Genomic DNA, 22344 nt, shown 5'->3' with positions numbered 1-22344 from the left:
ACGACCGCCTTGACACCGCTGTGCGCTGCCTTGATCCGCGCCTTGATCCGGACGGGACGGCCTTGACGGGGCTGACCGCGCGGGATGTGCTGCTGCTCAGTGCCCGGCTGGACGGGTGCGGGCCGTGGCTCGGTCGCGGGCCGGTGCCGCTCGCCCACGTCATCGGCGCAGCCGGCTACCTGCGGTGGACGCCGGGCCGGGTCGCCGACCGGCTGGCCGCGCTCGGCTGTCACGTCCCGACGCTGGTCGACGCGGCCCGGGAGGCGTTCATCGACGGTGTCGACGGCGCGCTCGTCGACCTCCTGCGCGATCACCAGAGCCGGCATGTCGACCGGGCGTTCTCCCGCGCCGAGGTCCTCGTCGCGTCCTGGCGCTACCGCTGGACGCCGCGGCGCATCGCCGACCGGCTCGCCGAGCTGGGCTTCGCGGTACCCGCCCGGGCGACCTTCGACCGCTGACGGCGGCCCGTCCGCCGACGGCCGGCCGACGGGCCCGGCCGGCCGCCATCCCGCGCGCCTGTCCGCGGCAGGTCCGTGGACCCGGGCACGTCCCGTCAGGTCGGGGAGCCGGCCCACAGGTCGGGGCCGAAGACCTCGTAGCGGATGCGCTGCGCGGGCACGCCGCGGCGCAGCAGGCCCGCGCGCGCGTCGCGCAGGAACGGCAGCGGTCCGCACAGGTAGGCGCGGGCACCGTCGGGCAGGGGAACCGCGTCGAGGTCGACCGTGCCGGTGTGGCGGGACTCGCCCCGCGCCCCGCCGGCGCCCGGGGTGGCGCCGGTGCCCGCCGCGGTGCCGATGCCCGCCGGCCTGCCGGTGCCGGACTCGTACCAGGTGTGCAGGCGGAAGTCCCGCAGGAGGGCGCCCATCTCGAGCATCTCGGAGCGCAGCGCGTGGTGGTCGGGGGAGCGGTCGGCGTGTACGGCCACGACCGGGCGTTCCGGCTGCAGCCGGGCCGTGTGGCCGAGCATCGCGATCATCGGGGTGACACCGATGCCCGCGCTGATCAGCACGAGCGGGTCGGCGCCGGTGGCGAGCGTGACGTCGCCGGTCGGCGGGCTCACGTCCAGGATGTCGCCGACCTTGACCTGGTCGTGCAGATGGGAGGAGACGACGCCCGCGGGCGCGCCGGCGGTGCCCGGCACCCGGCGCACGGTGATCCGCAGGCTGCCGGCGCCCGGCGCCCGGGACAGGCTGTACTGCCGGGCCTGCCGTCCGCCGCCGGGCAGGTCCACCGCGACGGAGATGTACTGGCCGGCCAGGTACGTCGGCAGCGGCTCGGGGCCGGTCGGCACGAGGTCGAAGGAGATTACCTCGGCGGTCGCCACGGTGCGCGCGGTCACCCGCCAGGGCCGCCAGACGTGATCCGGGTCCGCGCCGACGCGCTGGGAGATCCGCCCCTCCTCGGCGATGAGTGCGGTGGCGAACAGCCAGTAGACCTCGTCCCAGGCGTCGTGCACCTCGCGGGTCACCGCGTCGCCGAGCACCTCGCCGACCGCGGCGAGCAGGTGCTGACCGACGATCGTGTACTGCTCGGGCCGCACCCCCAGCGAGACGTGCTTGTGCGCGATGCGGCGCAGCACCGGGGCGAACGACGACCCCGACCCACCGAGCAGGTGCCCGGCGTAGGCGACGATGGCCGCGGCCAGCGCCTGCCGCTGCTCGCCGGTGGCCTGGTTGCCCTGGTTGAACAGGTTCAGCAGCTCGGGATGGGCGGCGAACAGGCGCGGGTAGAACGCGGCGGTGATCTCGACGGCATGCTCGGCGACCACGCCCGCGGTCGCTCCGACGACGGCGGCGGAACGTTCGGACAGCATGGGATGACCTCCGGACTCGGACATGGCGGCGCCGCACGGTGTGGGGAGGTGCCGCGGGGAGATCTCCAGTGGCGGCCAGCTCCACTTCTACGTGTCGTAGTAGCTGGACGGCGCAAGCATAGTGAAAACCCGTCCCCAAGACCGCTTTTCGGGCCTCATGGTGTCGTTCACAGCCCGTGCCCGTCCGGCCTCACCCGGCGTCGGCGGGATCCGAGCCGTGCTCGGCCCAGGTCCCCGCGTGAGATCGAGTGGCGGTGTTCGGCCGCGCGCTGACCGCCCGGACCAGGGGAGATGCCCCCTGCGGCGCGATCGGGACAGCGTCCCCGGCGATGATCGGACGCCGGCCGGCGACGGGCTCTACGGTGAGGGCACGTTCCCCTACCGGCTTGGCCTGCCGACGGTGGCGTCCGGTTGCCGCCGGTCGGTGCGTGATGGTTTGGTGTCTCACCAGGTGTTGCTGCTGTCCAGCAGCGCCAGATTCCGTCCAGCCGTGCCAGAGGAGCAGCGACGATGACGCAGGCGATCCCGGAGCAGTCGTTCGAGCTGGGCCTGGCCGGGAAGGCCGCGGTGGTCACCGGCGCCGGGGCCGGCATCGGGCAGGCCATCGCGGTGGCACTGGCCCGCGTCGGGGTGTCGGTGGGGCTGGTCGAGATCGACCCGGAGCGGGCCGCGAGCACGCGCGAGATCATCGAGAAGGCGGGCGGCACGGCGCTGACGCTGCCCACCGACGTGATGGACACCGCGGCGCTGGCCGGCTCGATCACCGCCGCGCACGGGGAGTTCGGCCGGCTCGACATCCTCGTCAACAACGCCGGCGGGGTGAAGGCCAACCGCTTCCTGAAGCAGAGCGAGCGCAGCTGGCGCCGGCACATCGACATCAACCTGGTCAGCATGATCGCGGCGACGTCGACCGCCGCGCCGCTGATCGCCGCGGGCGGTGCCGGCGGGTCGATCCTCAACATCACCAGCATCGAGGGGCAGCGCGCGGCGCCGCTGTACGCCGTCTACGCCGCCTGCAAGGCCGGCATGATCTCCTTCACCCGCACGATGGCCCTCGAACTCGGCGAGGACCAGATCCGGGTCAACGCCCTGGCGCCCGACCACACCGCCACCGCCGGCATGCGCGGCATCTTCGCCGGCCCGGTCGACCCCGACAACCTGCCGCCGCTGGCGCCGCAGCGCCAGTCCGACGTGGAGCGCTACGTCCCGCTCGGCCGGGAGGGCCACGCCGACGAGGTCGGGGACGCCGCGGTGTTCCTCAGCTCCGACCGGGCGAAGTACATCACGGGCGTCACGCTCAACATCGACGGCGGCGCCTGGGCGTCCAGCGGCTGGGGGCGCGCGGGCGACGGCTGGACGCTCTACCCAGGAGACACCTCCGTCACCCTGTGACGCCGTCCGGAGGTGACGGCGTCCGGAGATTCAGACGGCGAGGCTCTCCCGCCTGGTGAGCCGCCCGTCGACCGTGCTCGGCGTCCCGGGCCGCCCGGCGCCGGACGACCGCACCCGGTGGCGGTTCGCCCTGCGCCGGACGCCCGACGGCCACGCTAGGACGACCAGCCACCCGCGGCTGTTTCGGCGACGCAAACACCGCATCTCGCGGGACACGGCTGCGCGGGCGCGGCGGGTGGGCTCAGACGCGGGCGGGCTGGCTCAGACGTCGATGGGCGGGCTCAGGCGACTCGGGATCGCGATCCGGTTCCACGCGTTGATGGTCACGATGGCGAGGATCAGGTCCGCGGCCTCCTTCTCCGACCAGCTCTTCGTGACCAGTGCCCAGGTCTCGTCGCTCACCCCGTCCGGGCCGAGCCGGGTGGCCTCGTCGGTGAGCGCGAGCGCCGCCCGTTCGCGCTCGTCGAAGAACGGCGCCTCCCGCCAGGCCCCGACCGCGAACAGCCGGCGCGAGGACTCCCCGGCCGCGAGGGCGTCCCGGCTGTGCATGTCCACGCAGAACGAGCAGCCGTTGATGATCGAAGCCCGCAGTTTGACCAGCTCAAGGACCGTGTCGTCGACGTTCTCCCGGACGTAGCGCTCCAGGCCGAGCATCGCCCGGTACCCCTCCGGCGCAACCTCCGCCACGTTCAACCGCTGGGTCATCTCTCGATCCCCTTCCCGACTGGCCGGGGCCTGCCGCCCCGGGCGGGGCCGCCCGAACGGCGACCCCTGTGGGGAGGGACGGGGCCGCGGGCCGCGGTGTGACATGCCACGGGCCGGCCGCTTCCCGCGTTAGTCGCCGCTGCGGGGGGAGGGCAGCTTGCGGGCGATGGTGAGTCCGTCGGCGATCGGCAGCATCACGACTTGTACCCGGGAATCGGCGGCGAGCAGCCGGTTGAACTCCTGGACGGCGACCACCGCCGGATTTTCCGAGCGTGGGCGCACGACTGCACCGTATTGCAGAACATTGTCCACGATGATGACCCCGTTGGGGTTCATACGGGGCACAAGCAGGTCGTAGTAACGCTGATAGGAGACCTTGTCCGCGTCGACGAAGGCCAGGTCGAAGGTGGGTTCCTCNGCGAGGTTCGCGAGGCTGTCGGCGGCCGGCCCGAGGACGAGGTCTATCCGGTCGGATACGCCGGCCCGATCCCAGTGCCTGCGGGCGATCGCGGTCCATTCGTCGCTGACGTCGAGGCAGAGCAGCCGGCCGCCGGCCGGCAGACCGCGGGCGATGCACAGGGCCGAGTAGCCGGTGAAGGTGCCGACCTCGATGGCCCGACGGGGGGCGATCGAGGCGGTCAGGATGGTCAGCAGGGTGCCCTGCTCGGCCGGCACCTGCATCTCCGCCTCGGGCAGCGCGGCGGTGAGCGCCGACAGGTCGCCGAGGACCTCGTCCGGTGGCGAGCTGTGCTTGGTCAGATATGCGCCGATTTTTCCACTGAGAAAGGCGGATTTCGAGCCCCGGCCGCCGCCTCTGATGACCTCGCGGCGGACCGTCTCGGCGCTGAGCGCCGTGGCTTCCCGAATGCGTTGTGCCGGACTTCTCGACATGATCAGTGGGTGCTCCGTCTCTGGTCGCTCGGTGCGAAAATAGCCGCCCGGCGGCGAATTGCCGGCGCGCTACCGCGGTTCGGCCAGGAAAGAAACGGTAAAGATCACAGATGGACCTCGGGTGGCCGGCGAGCCCACCGCGTGCTCGTCAGGGTTCTCGTCCGGCCTCGCGGTCTCGGAGGGGATCGTCGACGATTTCCAGGAGCCCGAGTTCCGGAGGATGCCGGAGGTGGCTGGCCTCGGCCCGCTGCGGCGGCACCGCCGCGACGCTCTCGCCGGACTGCGGGCTCGCCCACGGCAGGTCGAGAACGACACACAGGCCACCGGCCGTGGCGGGGACCAGCGCAATCGTCCCGCCGTCGGCGGTCACCAGGGCGTGCACGATCGCGAGACCGAGCCCGTGGCCACGCCGATCGGCGCGGCGCGGCGTCCGGTCCCGGTCGGCGACCTGCCCGTCCGAGCCGCCCCGCTCGTTGCCGCTTCCCCGCTCGTTGCCGCTTCCCCGCTCGGCGCCGCTTCCCCGCTCGTTGCCGGATCGCTGCGCCTGGCTCGGCTCGCGTCCGCCGGCGGCGCCACCGAAGCGGCGGAAGGCCGCCTGCCGCTGCTCGGCACTCATGCCGCTGCCGCTGTCGGTGACGGTGAGGCGGATCGCCGGCCCGGCCGAGGCCGCCGGGGCCGGGCGCGACTCGATCCGGATTTGGCCGCCGGGCGGGGTGGCCTCGAGGGCGTTGCTGAGCAGGTTGTCGAGGATCTGCTCGAGATGGCCGGGGCCGCTGGCCACCGTGTGCGCGTTGTCGACGTCCCAGGTCAGCGCGATGTCCGCGGCGGCGGCCACCGGCCGCCAGATCAGGCAGCGCTGCGCGGTCACCGGCGCGAGCGCAACCGGCCGGGCGGCGGTCGGGGCGTGCTCGGCCCGGGAGACGGCGAGCAGCCCGTCGACCATGCGGGACAACCGGTGCACCTCGACCAGGGTGCCGGCGACCTCCGCGGCGACCGTGGTGTCGACGTCCTGTTCCAGCAGCTCCAGGCGCAGCCGCATCGCGGTCAGCGGGGTGCGGATCTGGTGGGAGACGTCGGCGAGGAAATGCCGCTGGCTGTTGACGAGGGACTGGATCCGGTCGGCCATCGCGTCGAAGGTCGCCGCGACCTCCCGGACCTCGGGCGGCCCGCCGACGGCCCGGGCCCGGATCGTCAGGTCACCCGTGCCGAGCTCGCCGGCGGCGTGCCCGAGCCGGCGCAGTGGGCGGCCCACCCAGCGGGCCAGCAGGATGGAGATCGCCAGGGCCGCCAGCGCGACCAGCATGCCGCCGACGGCGATCATCGTCCACCGTTGGTTGATCGAGGTACGCAGCCCGTAGTCGCTGCGCGCGACCACGAGGACGCCGACCAGTCCGCCCGCGTTGGACACCGGCGCCACGAGGATCATGCGGTGCCCGTTGGCGTTGCTCGGCTCGATCGTCACGCTGTGGTGGTGCGCGCGGGCGAGGTCCTGCGGCGTGACCGGAATGTCCTCGCCGGTATCGGCCACGGGGCTGTCGTCGGTGCGGTAGAGACGCAGCTCGTCGGGCGGCACGTCCGCGCTGTCGCGGCGTGGCACCGGCAGCGGCGCGGCGTCCGGCGACAGCCGCCGCCACTTCACCTCGGCGACGTAGGCGTCGGTCGACGCGGACAACCGCAGCCCGAACAGGGCCCGGTCATGCCGAGTGGCGTCCAGGCCCATCGGGACGCACAGCCCGACGAGCAGGGCCGCGGTCAGCAGGAGCTGGGCGGCGAGGATCCGCCGGCTCATCGGCCCGGCAGCTCCTGCCGCCGATCACCCTGCGCCGGCAGGCGGCTCGGATCGGCCGGTCCGGCCGCGGCCTGTGTCCCGGCGGCCTGTGTCCCGGCGCCCTGGGCGCCGGCCAGCCGGAAGCCCACTCCGTACACCGTCTCGATCAGTTCCGGTTTGCCTAGTTTGCGGCGTATCGCGCCAATGTGCACATCGAGGACCTTCGGCGAGCCGAACCAGTCCCCCCAGACCCCGGTGAAGATCTCCTGCCGGGNCCGCACCCGGCCCGGATCGGCGGCGAGGAACGCCAGCAGGTCGTACTCGCGAGCGGTGACGGCGACGGGGCGGTCGTCGACGGTGATCCGGCGGCTGCGTCGGTCAAGGGTGAGCGGGCCGTGCCGGAGCAGGTCGGCGTCCCCACCGCCCGCCCGCCCGGCGGTGCGCCGGCGCACCGCCCGCATCCGGGCCAGCAGTTCGGCGAATCCGAACGGCTTGACCAGGTAGTCGTCCGAGCCCAGGTCGAGCGCCTCGACCCGGTCGGCCTCGTCCCCCCGGGCCGTCACGACGATCACCGGGATGTCGGTGCGCTCGCGGATGCGTCGGCACACCTGCGCGCCGTCCATGTCCGGCAGGCCCAGGTCAAGCAGCACGAGGTCGGGCGGGGAGGGACCGGCGACCTGGTCGAGGGCGGCTGCGCCGCTGCGCACCCGGCTCGCCGTGTAGCCGGCCCGGTCCAGCCCGCGGACGAGCTGCGTCCCGAGCCCGTCGTCGTCCTCGACCACGAGGATCCGGGCGCCGGCCGGGTCGGGCTGGCGGGGCGGGTCGAGCTGGCGGGACGGGTCAGGCTGGCGTGGCGGGTCCGGCACCTGTCCCGAGAAACGGTGGCCTGCGGGCGTCGCCATCTTCCCAGCCTAGGGCTCCCACTCAGACAGGTGGTGGCGCCCCGGCAGGCGTGACCGCCGCGTCGCCGACCCCTCACCCACCTGCGGCGGACTCGCCCCCGGGCTGCGGGTCGACGCTGGCCACCGCCGCGGCGAGCGTCGCGGCGAGCGAGTGGCGCGGCAGGTCGATCAGCCGGGCGGCGAGCAGATCAGGGTCGGCCACGGCCCGGCGCACGGCGGCCAGGGCCTCCCGCTGGGACGGCGCCCGGCCGTCGGCCTTCCGAACGATCCGGATCAGGCCGTCGCGCCAGACGTTGCCGATCTTGCCGTGCGGACGGTCCAGCAGCCAGCGGGCGAGGCGCGGGCCGGGGTCCAGGACGGCGGGGTCGACCGCGGCGAACGTCACCAGGCGGGTCGCCTCCCAGACCCCGTCCCCGCCGCCGTGGTGGTTCTGGTCGGCGGCGGCTGCGTCGTGCTCGGACGTGGGAACCCACTTCGCCCGCAGCGGGTGGAGGGCATCCCGCGGGCCGCCCCCGGCGCCCAGCACGGGATGGTCGGCGGTCACGATCACGGCGAGCCGGTCGGCGTTGACCGCCAGCAGCAGCCGCGTCAGCCACGGGCCGGGATCGTCGGACAGGTCGGCGACGGCGGACAGCGGCCCGCCCGCTCCGGCGGCGGCCGTCGGCAGCCCGCGTTCGACGACCGTCGCGAGGTGCGCGTGAGCCGCGTCCAGCGCGGGGCGCTCGCCGACGAAGACCGCCCGGCCCGGCGCCGCCGCCAGGAACCCGGTCGCCGCGGCGATGACGGGTTCGGCCAGCGGCACCGGCCGGCTCTCGGTGGACTGCCGGCCGCGGGTGTAGATCGCCGTCGTCGCCGGCCCGCGCGCCGGTGCCGGCCGGTCCAGGTACTTCCAGGTGGCCGGGGTCGGCTGGCAGACGTACATGTCGGCGCGGGCGCCGACCGCCTCCGCGCCCTCGTAGGTGTGGAAGGCCGGCCAGATCGCCTCGAAGACGAGCCCCTGGTCGAGCAGGGCCCGCTGCACCTTCCAACCCAGGGTGGGTACCCGATCGCTGAACCCGTAGGCGACGAGGACCCGACCGCGCTCCCGGTCGGCGAGGCCCTGGGCCCCGCGCGCGGCGAACAACGACACGCCCTGCGGGGTGTAGGGCGGGTCGGTGAAGGCGAGATCGGCGCTGCCCGCCACCGACGGCGGCAGCCCGAAGCGCAGGTCCGCGTACAGACATCGCAGCCGTACGCCCCGCGACCGGGCCGACCGGTCGAGGAACTCCAGCAGGTCCTCGTCGATGTCCACCACCGTGACGGTCGGTCCGCGCCGAGCCGGGTCCGGGGTCGCGGCGGCGGCGAGCAGAACGACGGCCAGCGAGGTCAGGTCGTGGTCACCCACGCACAGCAGGTGGGCCCCGCGCAGGTCGTAGTGCGTCGCCAGCCAGACGGCCCGGCGGACCACCGTCGCCGCCGTGGCCGGCACATGGTCCAGCTCGGCCCGGGGGCGCGGAGCCGAGGCGATGAGCTCGTGCATCGTCGTGACCAGGGCGCCGTTGCGGCCGATCTCCGCGGCGAGGGGGTCGAGCGGGGTACTCGCGCGCAGCTCGGCATAGTCGATCATGGTGCGGTAGCGGTCGACGGCGCCGGGCCGCAGCACGAAGGTCCCGCCGGTGGCGGTCCGCAGATCGTCGCCGAGGCAGCCGAGGATCTCCTCGACCGAGCGGCGCGGCAGCCCCGAGTCCTGGATCAGGGCGCGCAGGGTCCGCGGCCGCTCGGTCAGCGCCGCCACCACGCCGCGGGGCGCCCGCGCGTGCACCCGGTAGGCGTGCAGCAGCGTCGCCAACGACTCTCCGGGCGCGCTCGCGGGCCCCGCCGGCGGATCGGGGGCGGGCGGCGGGGTGTGGGGATCGGTCACGCGGATGAGCGTGACACCCCGCCGCGAGCTGTGATTTCACCGCCCCCCGGCTCGGCGGCTAGTCTCGTATCGTGCTCAGAAGGCTTGATCTGCGGGCTGCGGTGCCCGCTGCGGTGGATGTCCGGCGTCTGCTGCCCCGGGCCGCGATCGACGTGGACGCCGCCGTCGACGCGGTCCGGCCGGTCTGCGAGGACGTGCGGACCCGTGGCGACGCGGCCGTCCTGGACGCCGCCGCCCGGTTCGACGGGGTGCGTCCGGCCAGCCTGCGGGTGCCGCAGGCGGCGCTCGACGCCGCCGCCGACGCCCTCGATCCGGCCGTGCGCGACGCGCTCGTCGAGGCGATCCGCCGCAGCCGGGTGGTGCACCGTGCGCAGGTCCGCGAGGCGGTCACGATCGAGGTCGGGCCGGGTCTGACGGTCACCGAGCGGTGGGTGCCGGTCGAGCGGGTCGGACTGTACGTGCCCGGCGGGCGGGTCGCCTACCCGAGCAGCGTCGTGATGAACGTGGTACCCGCCCAGGAGGCCGGGGTCGACTCGCTGGCCGTGTTCTCCCCGCCGCAGCGGGACAACGACGGCCTGCCGCACCCGGTCGTGCTCGGCGCCTGCGCCCTGCTCGGGATCGACGAGGTCTACGCCGCCGGTGGTGCCCAGGCGGTCGCGATGGCCGCCTACGGCACCGCGAGCTGCCCGCCCGTCGACGTCGTCACCGGTCCGGGCAACGTCTACGTGACGGCCGCCAAGCGGCTGGTGCGCGGCGTGGTCGGGGTGGACGCGGAGGCGGGCCCCACCGAGGTCGCGATCCTCGCCGACGCGACCGCGGATCCGGCCTTCGTCGCCGCCGACCTCATCGCCCAGGCCGAGCACGACCCGATGGCCGCCTGCCTGCTCGTCACCTCGTCGGTGGAGCTCGCGGACGCCGTCGACATCGAGCTCGGCAAGCAGGTGCCCGCGACGCGCCACCGCGAGCGGGTCGAGGAGGCCCTGGCCGGCCAGGGCGCCGTGGCGATCGTCGCCGACGTGGACGCCGGCCTCGCGGTCGTCGATGCCTGGGCGGCCGAGCATCTGGAGATCCTGACTGCCGACGCGGCCACGGTCGCCGCCCGGGTGCGCCACGCCGGGGCGGTGTTCGTCGGCCCCCACGCCCCCGTCCCGCTGGGTGACTATCTCGCCGGTTCCAACCACGTCCTGCCCACCGGTGGGACGGCGCGCCACTCCGGCGGTCTGGCCGTGGCCGCCTTCCAGCGCCAGGTCCATGTCATCGAGTCCACCCGCGACGCGCTGCACGCCGTCGCCCCGCGCCTCGCCGCGCTCGCCGGGGCCGAGGATCTCACCGCACATGCCGACGCCGTGGAGGCTCGATTCCGATGACGATCCAGGCGTCCCATCCCGCCGACGCCGGCCCCGCCGGGGACGACCGGCCCTGGCGCCCGCTGGACATCGACGGGCTGCCGCTGCGCGACAGCCTGCGTGGGCTGTCCCCCTACGGGGCGCCGCAGCTCGACGTGCCGGTGCGGCTCAACACCAACGAGAACCCGCACCCGCCGTCGATCGGTCTGGTCGACGCCCTCGGCAAGGCCGCGACCCTCGTCGCCACCGAGGCCAACCGCTACCCCGACCGCGATGCCGAGGCCCTGCGCGCCGACCTGGCCTACTACCTGACCCCGGACGCCGGGTTCGGCGTGCACACCGCCCAGGTCTGGGCCGCCAACGGCTCCAACGAGATCCTCCAACAGCTCTGCCAGGCGTTCGGCGGGCCCGGCCGGGTCGCGGTCGGCTTCGAGCCGTCCTACTCGATGCACCGACTCATCGCCCTGGCCACGGCGACCGAGTGGGTCCGCGAGGAACGCGCCGCGGACTTCACCCTCTCCGCCGAGGCCGTCACCGAGGCCATCGAGTGCCACCGCCCGGCGCTGCTGTTCCTCTGCTCGCCGAACAACCCGACCGGCACGGCCCTGCCCCTGGACGTCGTCGTCGCCGCCTGCGAGGCGATGGCGCGCGTCGGCAGCGGCATGGTCGTCGTCGACGAGGCGTATGCCGAGTTCCGCCGGGCCGGGGTGCCCAGCGCTCTGACGCTGCTGCCCCGCCACCCGCGCCTCATCGTCACCCGCACGATGAGCAAGGCCTTCGCCCTCGCCGGCGCCCGGGTGGGCTACCTCGCCGCGCACCCCGCCGTCGTCGACGCGCTGCAGCTCGTCCGGCTGCCCTACCACCTGTCCAGCTTCACCCAGGCGGTCGCCCGCACCGCGCTCGCGCATGCCGACGAGCTGCTCGCCACGGTGGAGGCGGTCAAGGCGCAGCGGGACCGGATCGTGCTGGAGCTGGGGGCCCTCGGCCTGCGGCTCGCGCCCAGCGACGCGAACTTCGTGTCCTTCGGTCTGTTCGCCGACCAGCGCGCGGTGTGGCGCGGCCTGCTCGACGCGGGGGTGCTCGTCCGCGACGTCGGCCTGCCCGGCTGGCTGCGGGTCACCGCCGGCCTGCCCGCCGAGGTCGACGCGTTCCTCGCCGCGCTCGGTCGGGTCCTCGCCGGCAGCGACGTCGCCGCGGACGGCATCGTCACCCTGGCCGGGGGCTGACCCGCCGCTGCCCCTCCGCCCGTCCGCTCCGCTCCGTCTCGCCGCGCGGCCTGCGATTCGCCGCGCGGCTCCGCCGCCCCCGTTCCGCCGGTCCCCACCGTGACCGAGAAAGACCGAGGAAGCCCCGATGGCCCGCACCGCGCGGATCGAACGCAAGACGCTGGAGTCCGACGTGCTGGTCGAACTCGACCTCGACGGGACGGGGGTGGCGAGCTCCGACACCGGCGTCCCGTTCTTCGACCACATGATGTCCCAGCTCGGTAAGCACGGCGGGTTCGACCTGACCGTGCGCACCCGCGGCGACCTGCACATCGACTCCCACCACACGGTCGAGGACACCTCGATCGCGTTCGGTTCGGCGCTGCGCGAGGCCCTGGGCGACAAGGTCGGCATCCGCCGCTTCGGCGACGCGCTGGTCCCCCTCGACGAGGCCCTCGCCCAGGCCGCGGTCGACCTGTCCGGCCGCCCGTACTGCGTGCACGTCGAGCCGGACCTGGTCGGCCTGATCGGGACGTACGACACCACGTTGACCCGGCACATCTTCGAGTCGATCACCGCGTCGGCCCGGATCGCGCTGCACGTGCGGGTGCTGTCCGGCCGCAACGCCCACCACGTCGTCGAGGCCCAGTTCAAGGCGGTCGCCCGGGCCATGCGCGACGCAGTGGCCCGCGATGCCCGGGTGGCCGGCGTGCCGTCCACCAAGGGCGTGTTGTGACGGGCCCATCGGGTCGGCGTGCGCGGGTGGTCGTTCTCGACTACGGGTCGGGGAACCTGCGTTCGGCGGAGCGGGCGCTTGCCCGGGTCGGCGCCGACGTGACGGTCAGCGACGATCTCGACGCGGCCCTGGCGGCCGACGGGCTCGTCGTGCCCGGTGTCGGCGCGTACGCGGCCTGCATGGCCGGCCTCGACCGGGTGGGCGCCGCGCCCGTCGTGCGGGAGCGGGTGGCGGCGGGGCGGCCGGTGCTCGGCATCTGCGTAGGCATGCAGGTGCTTTACGAGCTCGGCGACGAGCACGGGGTGCGCACGGCCGGGCTCGGCGTGCTGGCCGGCGAGGTGCGCCGCCTCGCCGCGCCCATCCTGCCGCACATGGGCTGGAACACGGTGCGCCCGCCCGCGGAGTCGGTGCTGTTCGCCGGGCTGCCCGCGGACACCCGCTTCTACTTCGTCCACTCCTACGCGGCGAAGGCCGATCTCGACGCCGGCGACACGGTCGGCGAGCACGGCGAGCCGTTCGCCGCGGCCGTCGAGCGCGGCGCCCTGGCCGCCACCCAGTTCCACCCCGAGAAGTCCGGCGACGCCGGCGCGCACCTGCTGACCAACTGGCTCGCCACGCTGTCCTGATCCTGCGGCGGGCCTGTCGGGCCTGTCGGGTGCAGCGGATCTGGGGCGGCGGGTGCGTCGGGTTCGGCGCGGCGGTTCAGCCGGCGTGGGCGGGCACCCGGCCGGTGGTGAGGGCGTCGGGTACGGGGATGTCCAGGTGCTCCAGCAGGGTCGCCAGTTTGAGGTCCAGCTCGATGCCGACGACGGTGATCGCGCGGTTGCCGTAGCTGCGGAAGTGCGTGCTCGGCTGGTCGACGCTGAACCGGGTCACGCCCCGGGGGTCGGTGTGGATCGTGGTGCGCAGCGGAGCGTGCAGCAGCACGCCGGGATCATGACGGAACATCCGCTCGGCGATGACATGGTTGCCCATGAGGTACTCGACGCACCGGCCCTCGTCACCGGCCGCCCGCAGCATCCAGGTGAAGTCGCCGCGCCAGTAGCGGATGAAGTCGTGCGGCGCGTTCGGCGCGGTCGCGATGCGGACGTCGTCCCAGGTCGGCTGCCCGACGGCGAGGGCGGCGAAGCGTGCCTCGTCCAGGGCCGGGACCGCCTGCTCGTAGCGGCGGACCGTCTCGTCGTAGGGCAGGCCCGTCGCGATGGACAGCCGCTGCACCTCATAGCGCACGCTGACGGTGTCGCCGAGCTCGTGATCAGGACTGGTCATGGGACTACCTCCCTCGTCGCTCGTCGCCGCGGCGGCTCGGGCCCACCGCGAACCGCCGGGATCCCCACCGCCCGCCCGGTTGAAACCGCGGAGCCCGATCCGTGGGTCGCAGGTGTCGCCCAGTGGGTCACTGGTCCCGTTCTGACCGGTCGCGGCGCGTCGGGTCGGGTCGGGGGCCGCTGCGGCCGGTCGGGGATAAAGGCGCACCCCAGTAGGGTTGCGGCATGGCTCTTACTCTGCTGCCCGCCGTCGATGTGGCCGACGGGCGGGCCGTCCGTCTCGTCCAGGGCGAGGCCGGATCCGAGACCTCGTACGGTGATCCACTCGCCGCGGCGCTGACCTGGCAGCGTGACGGCGCCGAGTGGATCCATCTCGTCGACCTCGACGCCGCGTTCGGCCGCGGCTCGAACCGCGAGCTGATCGCCGAAGTCGTCCGGTCGGTCGACGTGGCCGTGGAGCTCTCCGGCGGCATCCGCGACGACGACTCCCTCGACGCGGCGCTGGCCACCGGCGCGGCGCGGGTCAACATCGGCACGGCCGCCCTGGAGGATCCCGACTGGGTGCGCCGCGCGATCGACCGGGTGGGCGACCGGATCGCCGTCGGGCTCGACGTGCGCGGCACGACGCTGTCCGCCCGCGGCTGGACCCAGGACGGCGGCGAGCTGTTCGAGGTGCTCGCCCGCCTCGACGCCGACGGCTGCGCCCGCTACGTGGTGACCGACGTGCGCCGCGACGGCACGCTGACCGGCCCGAACGTCGAACTGCTGCGCTCGGTCACCGCGGTGACCGACCGACCGGTCGTCGCCAGCGGGGGCGTGTCCGCGCTCGCCGACCTCGTGGCGATCGCCGCGGTGCCCGGCGTCGAGGGCGCGATCGTCGGCAAGGCCCTCTACGCGGGCGCCTTCACCCTCCCCGAGGCCCTCGCCGTCACCTCGACGGTCGTGGCGGGGTGAGCGTCGCGGTCCGGGTGATCCCCTGCCTCGACGTCGACGGCGGCCGGGTGGTGAAGGGCGTGAACTTCACCGACCTGCGCGACGCCGGGGACCCGGTCGAGATGGCCCGGCTCTACGACGCCGAGGGCGCCGACGAGCTGACGTTCCTCGACATCACCGCGTCGAGCGGCGACCGGGAGACCACGTACGACATCGTCCGGCGTACCGCCGAGCAGGTGTTCATCCCGCTCACCGTCGGGGGTGGGGTCCGCTCCGCCGACGACGTCAACCGGTTGCTGCGCGCCGGAGCCGACAAGGTGGGGATCAACACGGCCGCGGTGGCCCGACCCGAGCTGGTCCGCGAGTGCGCGCACCGGTTCGGCAACCAGTGCATCGTGATCTCGGTGGACGCCCGGCGCTGCCCGGATCCGGCCGGCCCCCGCTTCGAGGTGACTACGCATGGTGGTCGCCGGGGGACCGGAATTGATGCGGTCGGCTGGACTTCGCGTGTGGTCGAGCTCGGTGCCGGCGAGATCCTGCTCAATTCGATGGACGCCGACGGGACCCGGGACGGATACGATCTGGAGATGATCTCCGCCGTGCGCGCCGAGGTCGACGTTCCGGTGATCGCCAGCGGCGGGGCCGGTGACCTCGCTCATTTCGCGCCGGCGGTCGGCGCGGGCGCGGACGCGGTGCTCGCGGCCAGCGTGTTCCATTTCGGGCAGCTGCGCATCGGCGAGGTGAAGGCGGCACTGCGGGACACGGGCGTTCCGGTGCGCTGACCGCCGCCACCACGCCGACGCCGCTGCCGTGACGTGTTGACGGAGGGTGACGATGGCGGAGCGGGTGTCGGAGCCGGGGCGACAACCCGGGGTCATCGGCCAGGGCTTCGCGAACCTCTGGCGGGGCATCCGTGACGAGCCCCGCCTGTTCGCTGTGGCAACGGTCGGTGGCTGCCTGTTCACGTTGACGGGGGTGGCCAGCTCCCTGGTGCTCGGCGAGGCCACGGACCGGGTGGTGATCCCGGCGATCCGGCGGGGGCACGCCGACTGGTCGGCGGTCGCCCTGGCCGCGGTGGCGCTCAGCCTCGTCGGTCTCGCTCGGGCGCTCGGCATGTTCCTGCGCCGGCTCGCCGGCGGAACGGTCGTGTTCCGGCTGCAGGCGCGGCACCGGCACGCGGTGACCCGCCAGTACCTGCGGTTGCCGCTGTCCTGGCATCAGCGGCACTCCACCGGCACGTTGCTGTCCAACGCCAACTCGGACGTCGAGGCGGCCTGGGCTCCGGTGATGCCGCTGCCGTTCGCGCTGGGCGCGCTCGTCATGCTCGTGGTGGCGCTGGTGCTGCTCGTGGTCACCGATCCGGTGCTGGCCCTGATCGGCTTCGTGATCTTCCCGACGTTCGGCGTGCTCAACGTCTGGTACGGGCGGCGGGTATGGCCGCTGTACTCCCGAGCGCAGCAGTTGCGCGGGGAGGTCAGCGCGGTGGCACACGAGTCGTTCGACGGCGCCCTGGTCGTCAAGACCCTCGGCCGGGAGGAGGACGAGACCGCCCGCTTCGCTGTCCGCGCCGAGCGCCTTCGCGACGCGATGATCCACGCGGGCCGGTTGCGGGGCCTGTTCGATCCCGTGATGGAGGCCCTGCCGAACCTGGGGATCCTGCTGGTGCTGCTGGTCGGCGCGATCCGCATCGACGCGGGGGCGATCGACGTCGGGCAGCTCGTCCGGGTCGCCTACCTGTTCACCCTGCTGGCCTTCCCGCTGCGGGCGTTCGGCTGGGTGTTCGGGGACCTGCCGCGGGAGGTCGTCGGCTACGAGCGGGTCGAGGCGGTGCTGCGGGCCCGAGGACACGAGGAGTACGGGCCGCGCACGCTGACCGCGGCCGGCCCCGCGTCGCTGCGCCTCGACGCCGTCACCTACGCCTACCCGCCGGCCGACGCCACCGCCGACCCGACGGTTGACGCCACCGCCGACCCGACCGTTGACGCCGCCTCCGACCCGAGCGGCGAGCCGGCGGTGCCCGCGAGCCCCGGCGATCCGCCGCCGCGGCCGGTGGTGGATGCGGTGAGCTTCGAGGTGGCCGCGGGCAGCGTCGTCGCGATCACCGGCCGCACCGGCTCCGGCAAGTCCTCCCTGGTGAACCTGCTCGCTCGGCTCGTCGACCCGCAGGCCGGCACCGTGCTACTCGACGGTGTCGACCTGCGTGAACTCGCCGCCGGCGAGGTGAGCCGAGCTGTCGCCGTCGTCGCCCAGCAGGCGTTCCTGTTCGACGACACCGTGCGCGCCAACGTCACCCTCGGCATGGACGCCGCCGACGACGAGGTCTGGGCGGCGTTGCGTCGCGCGCAGGCCGACGGCTTCGTCGCCGCCCTGCCCGACGGCCTCGACACCATGGTCGGCGAGCGCGGGACCTCCCTGTCCGGCGGCCAGCGCCAACGCATCGGCCTGGCCCGCGCGCTCGTCCGCGCCCCGCGGCTGCTCGTCCTCGACGACGCCACCGCCAGCGTCGACCCCCGAGTGGAGGCGGCGATCCTCGCCGACCTGCGGGAAAGCGCCGGCGCCTCGACCGTCGTGGTCGTCGCCCAGCGCCGCTCCACGATCGCGCTGGCCGACGAGGTGATCCACCTCGACGCCGGCCGAGTCATCGGTCGCGGTCGACACGAGGAGCTGCTCGCCTCCTCCCCGCGCTACGCCGCACTGCTCACCGCCTACGAGGCCGCCGCCCGCGCGGCCGGTGCCCTCCCGGAGCCCGCCGTCCGGGAGTCCGCTGTCCGGGAGTCCGAGCCTGCGCTCCCGGAGCCCGCCGTTCCCGAGCACGTCCGGGAGCTCGAACCGGAGGCGGCTCCGTGACGCCTCCTGCCTCCCCGCCTCCTTCCTCCCCGACCCGCCGCTCGCAAGCGGCTCCCGAACCTGGGGCCCTCGGGCGTGCGGCCACGCCTGGCCAGCCCACACTCGCGGCGACGTTCCGCCGGCTGCGCGCGCTGTCCCCCGAACTGACCCGGGGCCTGCTCGGCACGCTCGCGCTCGCCCTGGTGGCCACCACGGGGAAGGTCGTCATCCCGGTGGTCGTGCAGCAGACCCTCGACCGCGGGCTCACCGACGACGGTGCCGACGTCGGCCTGGTCGCCGTGGCCGTCGGCGCGGCCGCGGTCATCATCGTGTTGACCACCGTCGCCACCTATCGGATGAACCTGCGGCTCTACCGCCTGTCCGAGGGCACCCTCGCCACCCTGCGGGTGCNCGCCTTCCGACACATCCACGACCTGTCGATGCTCAGCCAGTCCGCCCAACGCCGCGGCTCGCTGACCTCCCGGGTGACCAGCGACGTCGACCAGATGTCGCAGTTCCTCCAGTTCGGCGGCGTGATGCTGCTGGTCTCCTCCGGCCAGATGCTGCTGGCCACCGTGCTGATGGTCGTCTACTCGTGGCCGCTGACCCTCCTCGTCTACGCGTTCTTCGTCCCCCTGTTCGTGGTGACCCGACTGGTGCAGCGTCGGCTGGCCGGCCGGTACGCGATCGTGCGTGAACGGGTCGGCGAGCTGCTGGGCGCCGTGTCCGAGGCGGTCGTCGGCGCCCCGGTCGTGCGGGCCTACGGCGTCCAGGAACGGACCGGGCGACGCATCGACCGGACCATCGGCCGCTACCGGTCCGCCCAGATCGAGGCGCAGCGGGTTGTCGCCGGGGTCTTCTCGCTCAGCGAGCTGGTCGCCGCGTTGGCCACCGCCTCGGTGGTGACGGCGGGAGTGGCGCTCGGCGTCGCCGGCTCGCTCAGCACCGGACGGCTGATCGCGTTCCTGTTCCTGATGACCCTGTTCGTCATGCCGATCCAGTCGATGACCGAGGTGCTCAACGACGCGGCCAACGCGCTGGCCGGGCTGCGCCGGGTGCTCGACGTCCTGGACCTCCCGACCGACGTCCGCGATCCCGCGCTCGGGCCGGCCGTCGGCCGGCTGCCCGTGCCCCGCACCGGCGGCACACCGCCTCCCGGCGGGCGACGCGGTCCGGCCACGGTCCCGGCCGGCCCGGCCACGGCCCAGGCCGGCCGGGACCTGCCGGCCGGACCGCTGGGGGTTCGGTTCGACGGGGTCGGGTTCGCCTATCCCGACGGGCCGCCTGTGCTGCGCGACGTCGACCTGGAGATCGTCCCGCGCACGCGGGTGGCGGTGGTCGGCGAGACCGGATCCGGCAAGACGACCCTGGCCAAGCTGCTCACCCGGCTCATGGATCCGACCACGGGAACCGTGCGGATCGGCGGCGTGCCGCTGCCCGAGGTGCGGTTCGCCTCGCTGCGCGGCCGGGTGCTGCTCGTGCCGCAGGACGGCTTCCTGTTCGACCTCACGATCGCCGACAACGTCCGCTACGGCCGACCTGGGGCCGACGACAAGGCTGTCCGCGCCGCCTTCGAGGCGCTGGGCCTCGCCGACTGGCTCGCCGGGCTGCCGGCGGGGCTGTCGACCCGGGTGGGGGAGGGCGGGGCGCGACTGTCGGCCGGCGAGCGGCAGCTCGTCGCGTTGGCCCGCGCCCGGCTGGCCGATCCGGACCTGCTGGTCCTGGACGAGGCGACCTCCGCGGTGGACCCCGAGACCGAGGTGCGCCTGGCGGCGGCGCTGGCCGAACTGACCCGGGACCGCACCTCGGTGACGATCGCGCACCGACTGTCGACGGCGGAGGCGGCGCAGGACGTCGTCGTCGTGGACGCCGGGCGCATCGTGCAACGGGGCCATCACCGTACGTTGGTCGCTGTGCCCGGGGTGTACCGCCGGATGCACGAGTCCTGGGCGGCGGGTGTCGGGGCGGTCGCGGTGGGTCCGGTGGCGGCTTCGGAAGCGGGGGTGGTAGCCCCGGCGGCGCCGGTCGGGTCGGTCGACGTGCACCCTGCTCCGCCGCCACGGACGAGCAGAATGGAGCCGTGACCGTACGTCCATCCGCTCTGGATCCCGCCATCGCCAGCCGCCTGCGTCGCAACGACGCCGGTCTGTTCCCGGCCATCGCCCAGCAGCACGACACCGGCGAGGTGCTGATGCTCGGGTGGATGGACGACGAGGCGCTGCATCGCACGCTGACCACCGGGCGGGCCACGTACTGGAGCCGCAGCCGCGGGGAGTACTGGGTCAAGGGCGATACCTCCGGCCACCAGCAGTGGGTCCGCTCGGTCGCCCTCGACTGCGACGGCGACGCCGTCCTCGTCCGGGTGGACCAGGTCGGCCCCGCCTGCCACACCGGCACCCGGAACTGCTTCGTTGCCGATCCGCTGCCCGCGCGCGTGGGTAACCCGGGCGTCACGGCCGACGCCGGGCCGGCCCGATGACCACCGGGCGGATCCTCCCCGACCGGGCCGCCTTCCACGCCGCCGCCGGCAGTCGCCCGGTCGTCGCCGTCACCCGCCGGCTGCTCGCCGACGGGGAGACCCCGGTCGGGATCTACCGCAAGCTCGCCGGCGGCCCGGGCACGTTTCTGCTCGAATCCGCCGAGCACGGCGGGGTGTGGTCGCGGTACTCCTTCATCGGGGTGCGGGCCGCGGCGACGCTGACCGAACGCGACGGCGAGGCGATCTGGGTGGGCACACCGCCGCCCGGCGTGCCCACCGAGGGCGACCCGCTGGACATCCTGCGCGCGGTGGAACGCTCCCTGCGCGCGGCGAACGATCCGGACGCCCCTCCGCTGATGGGCGGCCTCGTCGGCTACCTCGGCTACGACATCGTCCGCCGCATCGAGCGGCTGCCCTCGCACGCTGTCGACGATCTCGGCCTGCCCGAGCTGCGGATGCTGCTCACCACGGACCTCGCCGTCCTCGACCACGCCGACGGCTCGTGCCTGCTGGTCGCCAACGTCTTCACGGGGGCCTCGGCCGCGCCCGGCGGTGATCTGGCCGAGGCCACCCGCCCGGACCTCGACGCCCTGTACGACGACGCGGTGGCCAGGCTGGACGCGATGACCAGCGACCTGGCGAAGTGGAGCGAGCCGACGGTGGCGACGACCAGCGGGGCGGCCACCGGGGTCGGTGACTTCGTCTCCGCCACGCCGCCCGGTGCCTTCCAGGCCGCGGTCGAGCGGGCCATCGAGGAGATCCGGGCCGGGGAGTGCTTCCAGATCGTGGTCTCCCAGCGTTTCGAGCGGGCAACCGCCGCCGATTCCCTCGACGTCTACCGGGTGCTGCGCACGACGAACCCGAGCCCGTACATGTACCTGCTGCGGTTCGGCGACCACGACGTCGTCGGCTCCTCGCCGGAGGCGCACGTCAAGGTCACCGGGCGACGGGCGCTGCTGCATCCCATCGCGGGCAGCCGCCCCCGGGGCGCGACGCCGGAACGCGACGCGGAGCTCGCGGCGCAGTTGCTCGCCGATCCGAAGGAGCGCTCGGAGCACGTGATGCTCGTCGATCTGGTCCGAAATGATCTTGGTCGGGTCTGTGTGCCCGGTTCGGTGCGCGTCGTCGAGTTCGCCGCGGTGGAACGGTTCTCGCACATCATGCATATCGTCTCCACGGTGATCGGTGAGGTGGCACCGGAGCGCAGCGCCGTCGACGTGCTCACCGCGACCTTCCCGGCGGGCACGCTCTCCGGGGCGCCGAAGGTGCGCGCGATGGAGGTCATCGACGAGCTGGAGCCCACGCGCCGCGGCCTCTACGGCGGCGTGGTCGGCTATCTGGACTTCGGTGGCGACCTGGACACCGCCATCGCGATCCGCACCACCGTGCTGCGCGACGGCGTGGCCTACGTCCAGGCCGGCGCCGGGATCGTCGCCGACTCCGATCCCGACGCCGAGGACCTGGAGAGCCGCACGAAGGCGGCGGCGGTCCTGCGCGCGATCGAGGTCGCCGAGTCGCTGCGGCCTCCGGCATGAGCGCCGGCCTGCCGGCGGACTCCCCGCCGGCTGCCGTCGACGATGCCGGCGCGGCGCGGGCGGCCCGCCGCGGGCGCCGGGAGCGGGTGCTCGCCGTGCTCGGCTGCCTGCTCGGCGCGGGTCTGGTCCTGGTGTGCGGCGGGGCGACCTGGGTCTCCGCCCGGGTGGGCACCCCCCGCGGCGAGCGGGACGCCACCGCCGTGGCGGCGCCGCTCGCCGTGCACTGGACCGGCGGCGACATCGCCTCGGCGGCGACCGCACTCGCCCTCGTCGGCCTCGCCGCCGCGGTCGCGATCGTCGCAACCCGGCGGATCGGCCGGCCGGTCGTCGGCCTGCTGGCCGTCGCCGCCGGGATCGGCATCGCCTACGTGGCGGGGAACATCGGCTTCGATCCGCTGTCCGCCCTGCGCGACACCGACCAGGTCCGCCAGTTCACCCCCGGCGGGCAGGCAGAGATCAGCGGTGTGCACCGCACGGCCGCGCCCTGGCTGGCGATGCTCGGCGGCGTGCTGCTCACCGCCGCCGGTGTCCTCGCCGTCCTGCGAGGCCGCTCCTGGCCGGGGATGTCCGGCCGCTACCAGGCCCGCGAGGCCCGGCCGGTCGACGCCTGGGACGCGATCGAGCGGGGCCACGACCCCACCTGAT

The 22344-nt window shown here is 74.3% G+C and carries 19 protein-coding genes and 3 pseudogenes; 13 read left to right on the top strand and 9 right to left on the bottom strand.

All coding sequences use genetic code 11. The annotated features are described in order from the left end of the window. Positions 1 to 553 precede the first annotated feature (553 nt). Positions 554 to 1813 carry a globin domain-containing protein gene (locus tag UK82_RS02700; RefSeq protein ID WP_044884455.1) on the bottom strand — a complete coding sequence of 420 codons (1260 nt, stop codon included), beginning with the start codon at positions 1811 to 1813 and terminating at the stop codon, positions 554 to 556. 510 nt (positions 1814 to 2323) lie between these two features. Here UK82_RS02700 and UK82_RS02695 point away from each other — a divergent pair. Then, a complete protein-coding gene (locus UK82_RS02695; RefSeq protein ID WP_044884456.1) occupies positions 2324 to 3205 on the top strand; it encodes an SDR family NAD(P)-dependent oxidoreductase in 882 nt (293 codons plus the stop codon). Positions 3206 to 3466: 261 nt separating this feature from the next. Here the strand turns inward: UK82_RS02695 and UK82_RS02690 are convergent, their stop codons facing one another. From UK82_RS02690 to UK82_RS02670, 7 genes and pseudogenes are all read right to left on the bottom strand, one after another. Further along, a complete protein-coding gene (locus UK82_RS02690) occupies positions 3467 to 3910 on the bottom strand; it encodes a carboxymuconolactone decarboxylase family protein (protein ID WP_044884457.1) in 444 nt (147 codons plus the stop codon). Between the two features lie 129 nt (positions 3911 to 4039). Beyond that, a pseudogene (locus tag UK82_RS35160) lies at positions 4040 to 4327 on the bottom strand (O-methyltransferase); the annotation flags it as partial. Between the two features lies 1 nt (position 4328). Beyond that, a partial coding sequence (locus tag UK82_RS35155) for an O-methyltransferase (RefSeq protein ID WP_236705414.1) occupies positions 4329 to 4801 on the bottom strand: 473 nt, incomplete at its 3' end. 148 nt (positions 4802 to 4949) lie between these two features. Continuing rightward, a complete protein-coding gene (locus UK82_RS02680; protein ID WP_055406184.1) occupies positions 4950 to 6590 on the bottom strand; it encodes a HAMP domain-containing sensor histidine kinase in 1641 nt (546 codons plus the stop codon). Beyond that, a pseudogene (locus UK82_RS35150) lies at positions 6587 to 6843 on the bottom strand (winged helix-turn-helix domain-containing protein); the annotation flags it as partial. The gene UK82_RS02680 and the pseudogene UK82_RS35150, both read right to left, overlap by 4 nt. Position 6844: 1 nt before the next feature. After that, a partial coding sequence (locus UK82_RS02675) for a response regulator transcription factor (RefSeq protein ID WP_236705413.1) occupies positions 6845 to 7471 on the bottom strand: 627 nt, incomplete at its 3' end. Positions 7472 to 7544: 73 nt separating this feature from the next. Further along, a complete protein-coding gene (locus UK82_RS02670) occupies positions 7545 to 9371 on the bottom strand; it encodes a bis-aminopropyl spermidine synthase family protein (RefSeq protein ID WP_236705412.1) in 1827 nt (608 codons plus the stop codon). A gap of 71 nt (positions 9372 to 9442) precedes the next feature. Between UK82_RS02670 and hisD the strand changes: the two genes are divergently transcribed. The 4 genes from hisD (at position 9443) to hisH (ending at position 13284) form a co-directional block, all read left to right on the top strand. Further along, positions 9443 to 10738, top strand: a complete 1296-nt coding sequence (gene hisD / locus UK82_RS02665; protein WP_044884460.1) for a histidinol dehydrogenase — start codon at positions 9443 to 9445, stop codon at positions 10736 to 10738. Then, positions 10735 to 11943: a histidinol-phosphate transaminase gene (locus UK82_RS02660; RefSeq protein ID WP_044884461.1), complete on the top strand. Its 1209-nt coding sequence runs from the start codon at positions 10735 to 10737 to the stop codon at positions 11941 to 11943. Before hisD ends, UK82_RS02660 begins: the two co-directional genes overlap by 4 nt. A gap of 127 nt (positions 11944 to 12070) precedes the next feature. Next, positions 12071 to 12658, top strand: coding sequence for an imidazoleglycerol-phosphate dehydratase HisB (gene hisB / locus UK82_RS02655; protein ID WP_044884462.1), 588 nt, complete (start codon positions 12071 to 12073; stop codon positions 12656 to 12658). Continuing rightward, positions 12655 to 13284, top strand: coding sequence for an imidazole glycerol phosphate synthase subunit HisH (gene hisH, locus UK82_RS02650; RefSeq protein WP_044884463.1), 630 nt, complete (start codon positions 12655 to 12657; stop codon positions 13282 to 13284). Before hisB ends, hisH begins: the two co-directional genes overlap by 4 nt. A gap of 76 nt (positions 13285 to 13360) precedes the next feature. Here hisH and UK82_RS02645 read toward each other — a convergent pair whose 3' ends face one another. Continuing rightward, the gene (locus UK82_RS02645) at positions 13361 to 13927 is read right to left on the bottom strand and encodes a hypothetical protein (protein WP_055406182.1); all 567 of its coding nucleotides are present in this window, start codon (positions 13925 to 13927) and stop codon (positions 13361 to 13363) included. Between the two features lie 224 nt (positions 13928 to 14151). Here UK82_RS02645 and priA point away from each other — a divergent pair, with 224 nt between their 5' ends. The 8 genes and pseudogenes from priA to UK82_RS02610 all read left to right on the top strand — a co-directional run bounded on the left by priA (position 14152) and on the right by UK82_RS02610 (position 22343). Then, positions 14152 to 14880 carry a bifunctional 1-(5-phosphoribosyl)-5-((5-phosphoribosylamino)methylideneamino)imidazole-4-carboxamide isomerase/phosphoribosylanthranilate isomerase PriA gene (gene priA, locus UK82_RS02640; protein WP_044884465.1) on the top strand — a complete coding sequence of 243 codons (729 nt, stop codon included), beginning with the start codon at positions 14152 to 14154 and terminating at the stop codon, positions 14878 to 14880. Beyond that, positions 14877 to 15641, top strand: a complete 765-nt coding sequence (gene hisF, locus UK82_RS02635; RefSeq protein WP_044884466.1) for an imidazole glycerol phosphate synthase subunit HisF — start codon at positions 14877 to 14879, stop codon at positions 15639 to 15641. Before priA ends, hisF begins: the two co-directional genes overlap by 4 nt. Positions 15642 to 15693: 52 nt before the next feature. Next, on the top strand, positions 15694 to 17706 hold the full coding sequence (locus UK82_RS02630) for an ABC transporter ATP-binding protein (protein ID WP_044884467.1): 2013 nt from the start codon (positions 15694 to 15696) through the stop codon (positions 17704 to 17706). Next, a pseudogene (locus tag UK82_RS35145) lies at positions 17703 to 18096 on the top strand (ABC transporter ATP-binding protein); the annotation flags it as partial. The gene UK82_RS02630 and the pseudogene UK82_RS35145, both read left to right, overlap by 4 nt. 1 nt (position 18097) lies before the next feature. Beyond that, on the top strand, positions 18098 to 19769 hold a 1672-nt coding region (locus tag UK82_RS02625; protein ID WP_236705411.1), incomplete at its 5' end, for an ABC transporter ATP-binding protein. After that, positions 19766 to 20164, top strand: coding sequence for a phosphoribosyl-AMP cyclohydrolase (gene hisI / locus UK82_RS02620; protein ID WP_044884468.1), 399 nt, complete (start codon positions 19766 to 19768; stop codon positions 20162 to 20164). The genes UK82_RS02625 and hisI, both read left to right, overlap by 4 nt. Beyond that, positions 20161 to 21699, top strand: a complete 1539-nt coding sequence (locus UK82_RS02615) for an anthranilate synthase component I (protein ID WP_055406181.1) — start codon at positions 20161 to 20163, stop codon at positions 21697 to 21699. Before hisI ends, UK82_RS02615 begins: the two co-directional genes overlap by 4 nt. Next, a complete protein-coding gene (locus UK82_RS02610) occupies positions 21696 to 22343 on the top strand; it encodes a Trp biosynthesis-associated membrane protein (protein ID WP_044884470.1) in 648 nt (215 codons plus the stop codon). Before UK82_RS02615 ends, UK82_RS02610 begins: the two co-directional genes overlap by 4 nt. The last annotated feature ends 1 nt before the right edge of the window (position 22344 follow it).

The sequence above is a fragment of the Frankia sp. ACN1ag genome, from assembly GCF_001414035.1.
Taxonomy (GTDB): Bacteria; Actinomycetota; Actinomycetes; order Frankiales; family Frankiaceae; genus Frankia; species Frankia torreyi.
This window is presented reverse-complemented; position numbering and strand designations above follow the sequence as displayed.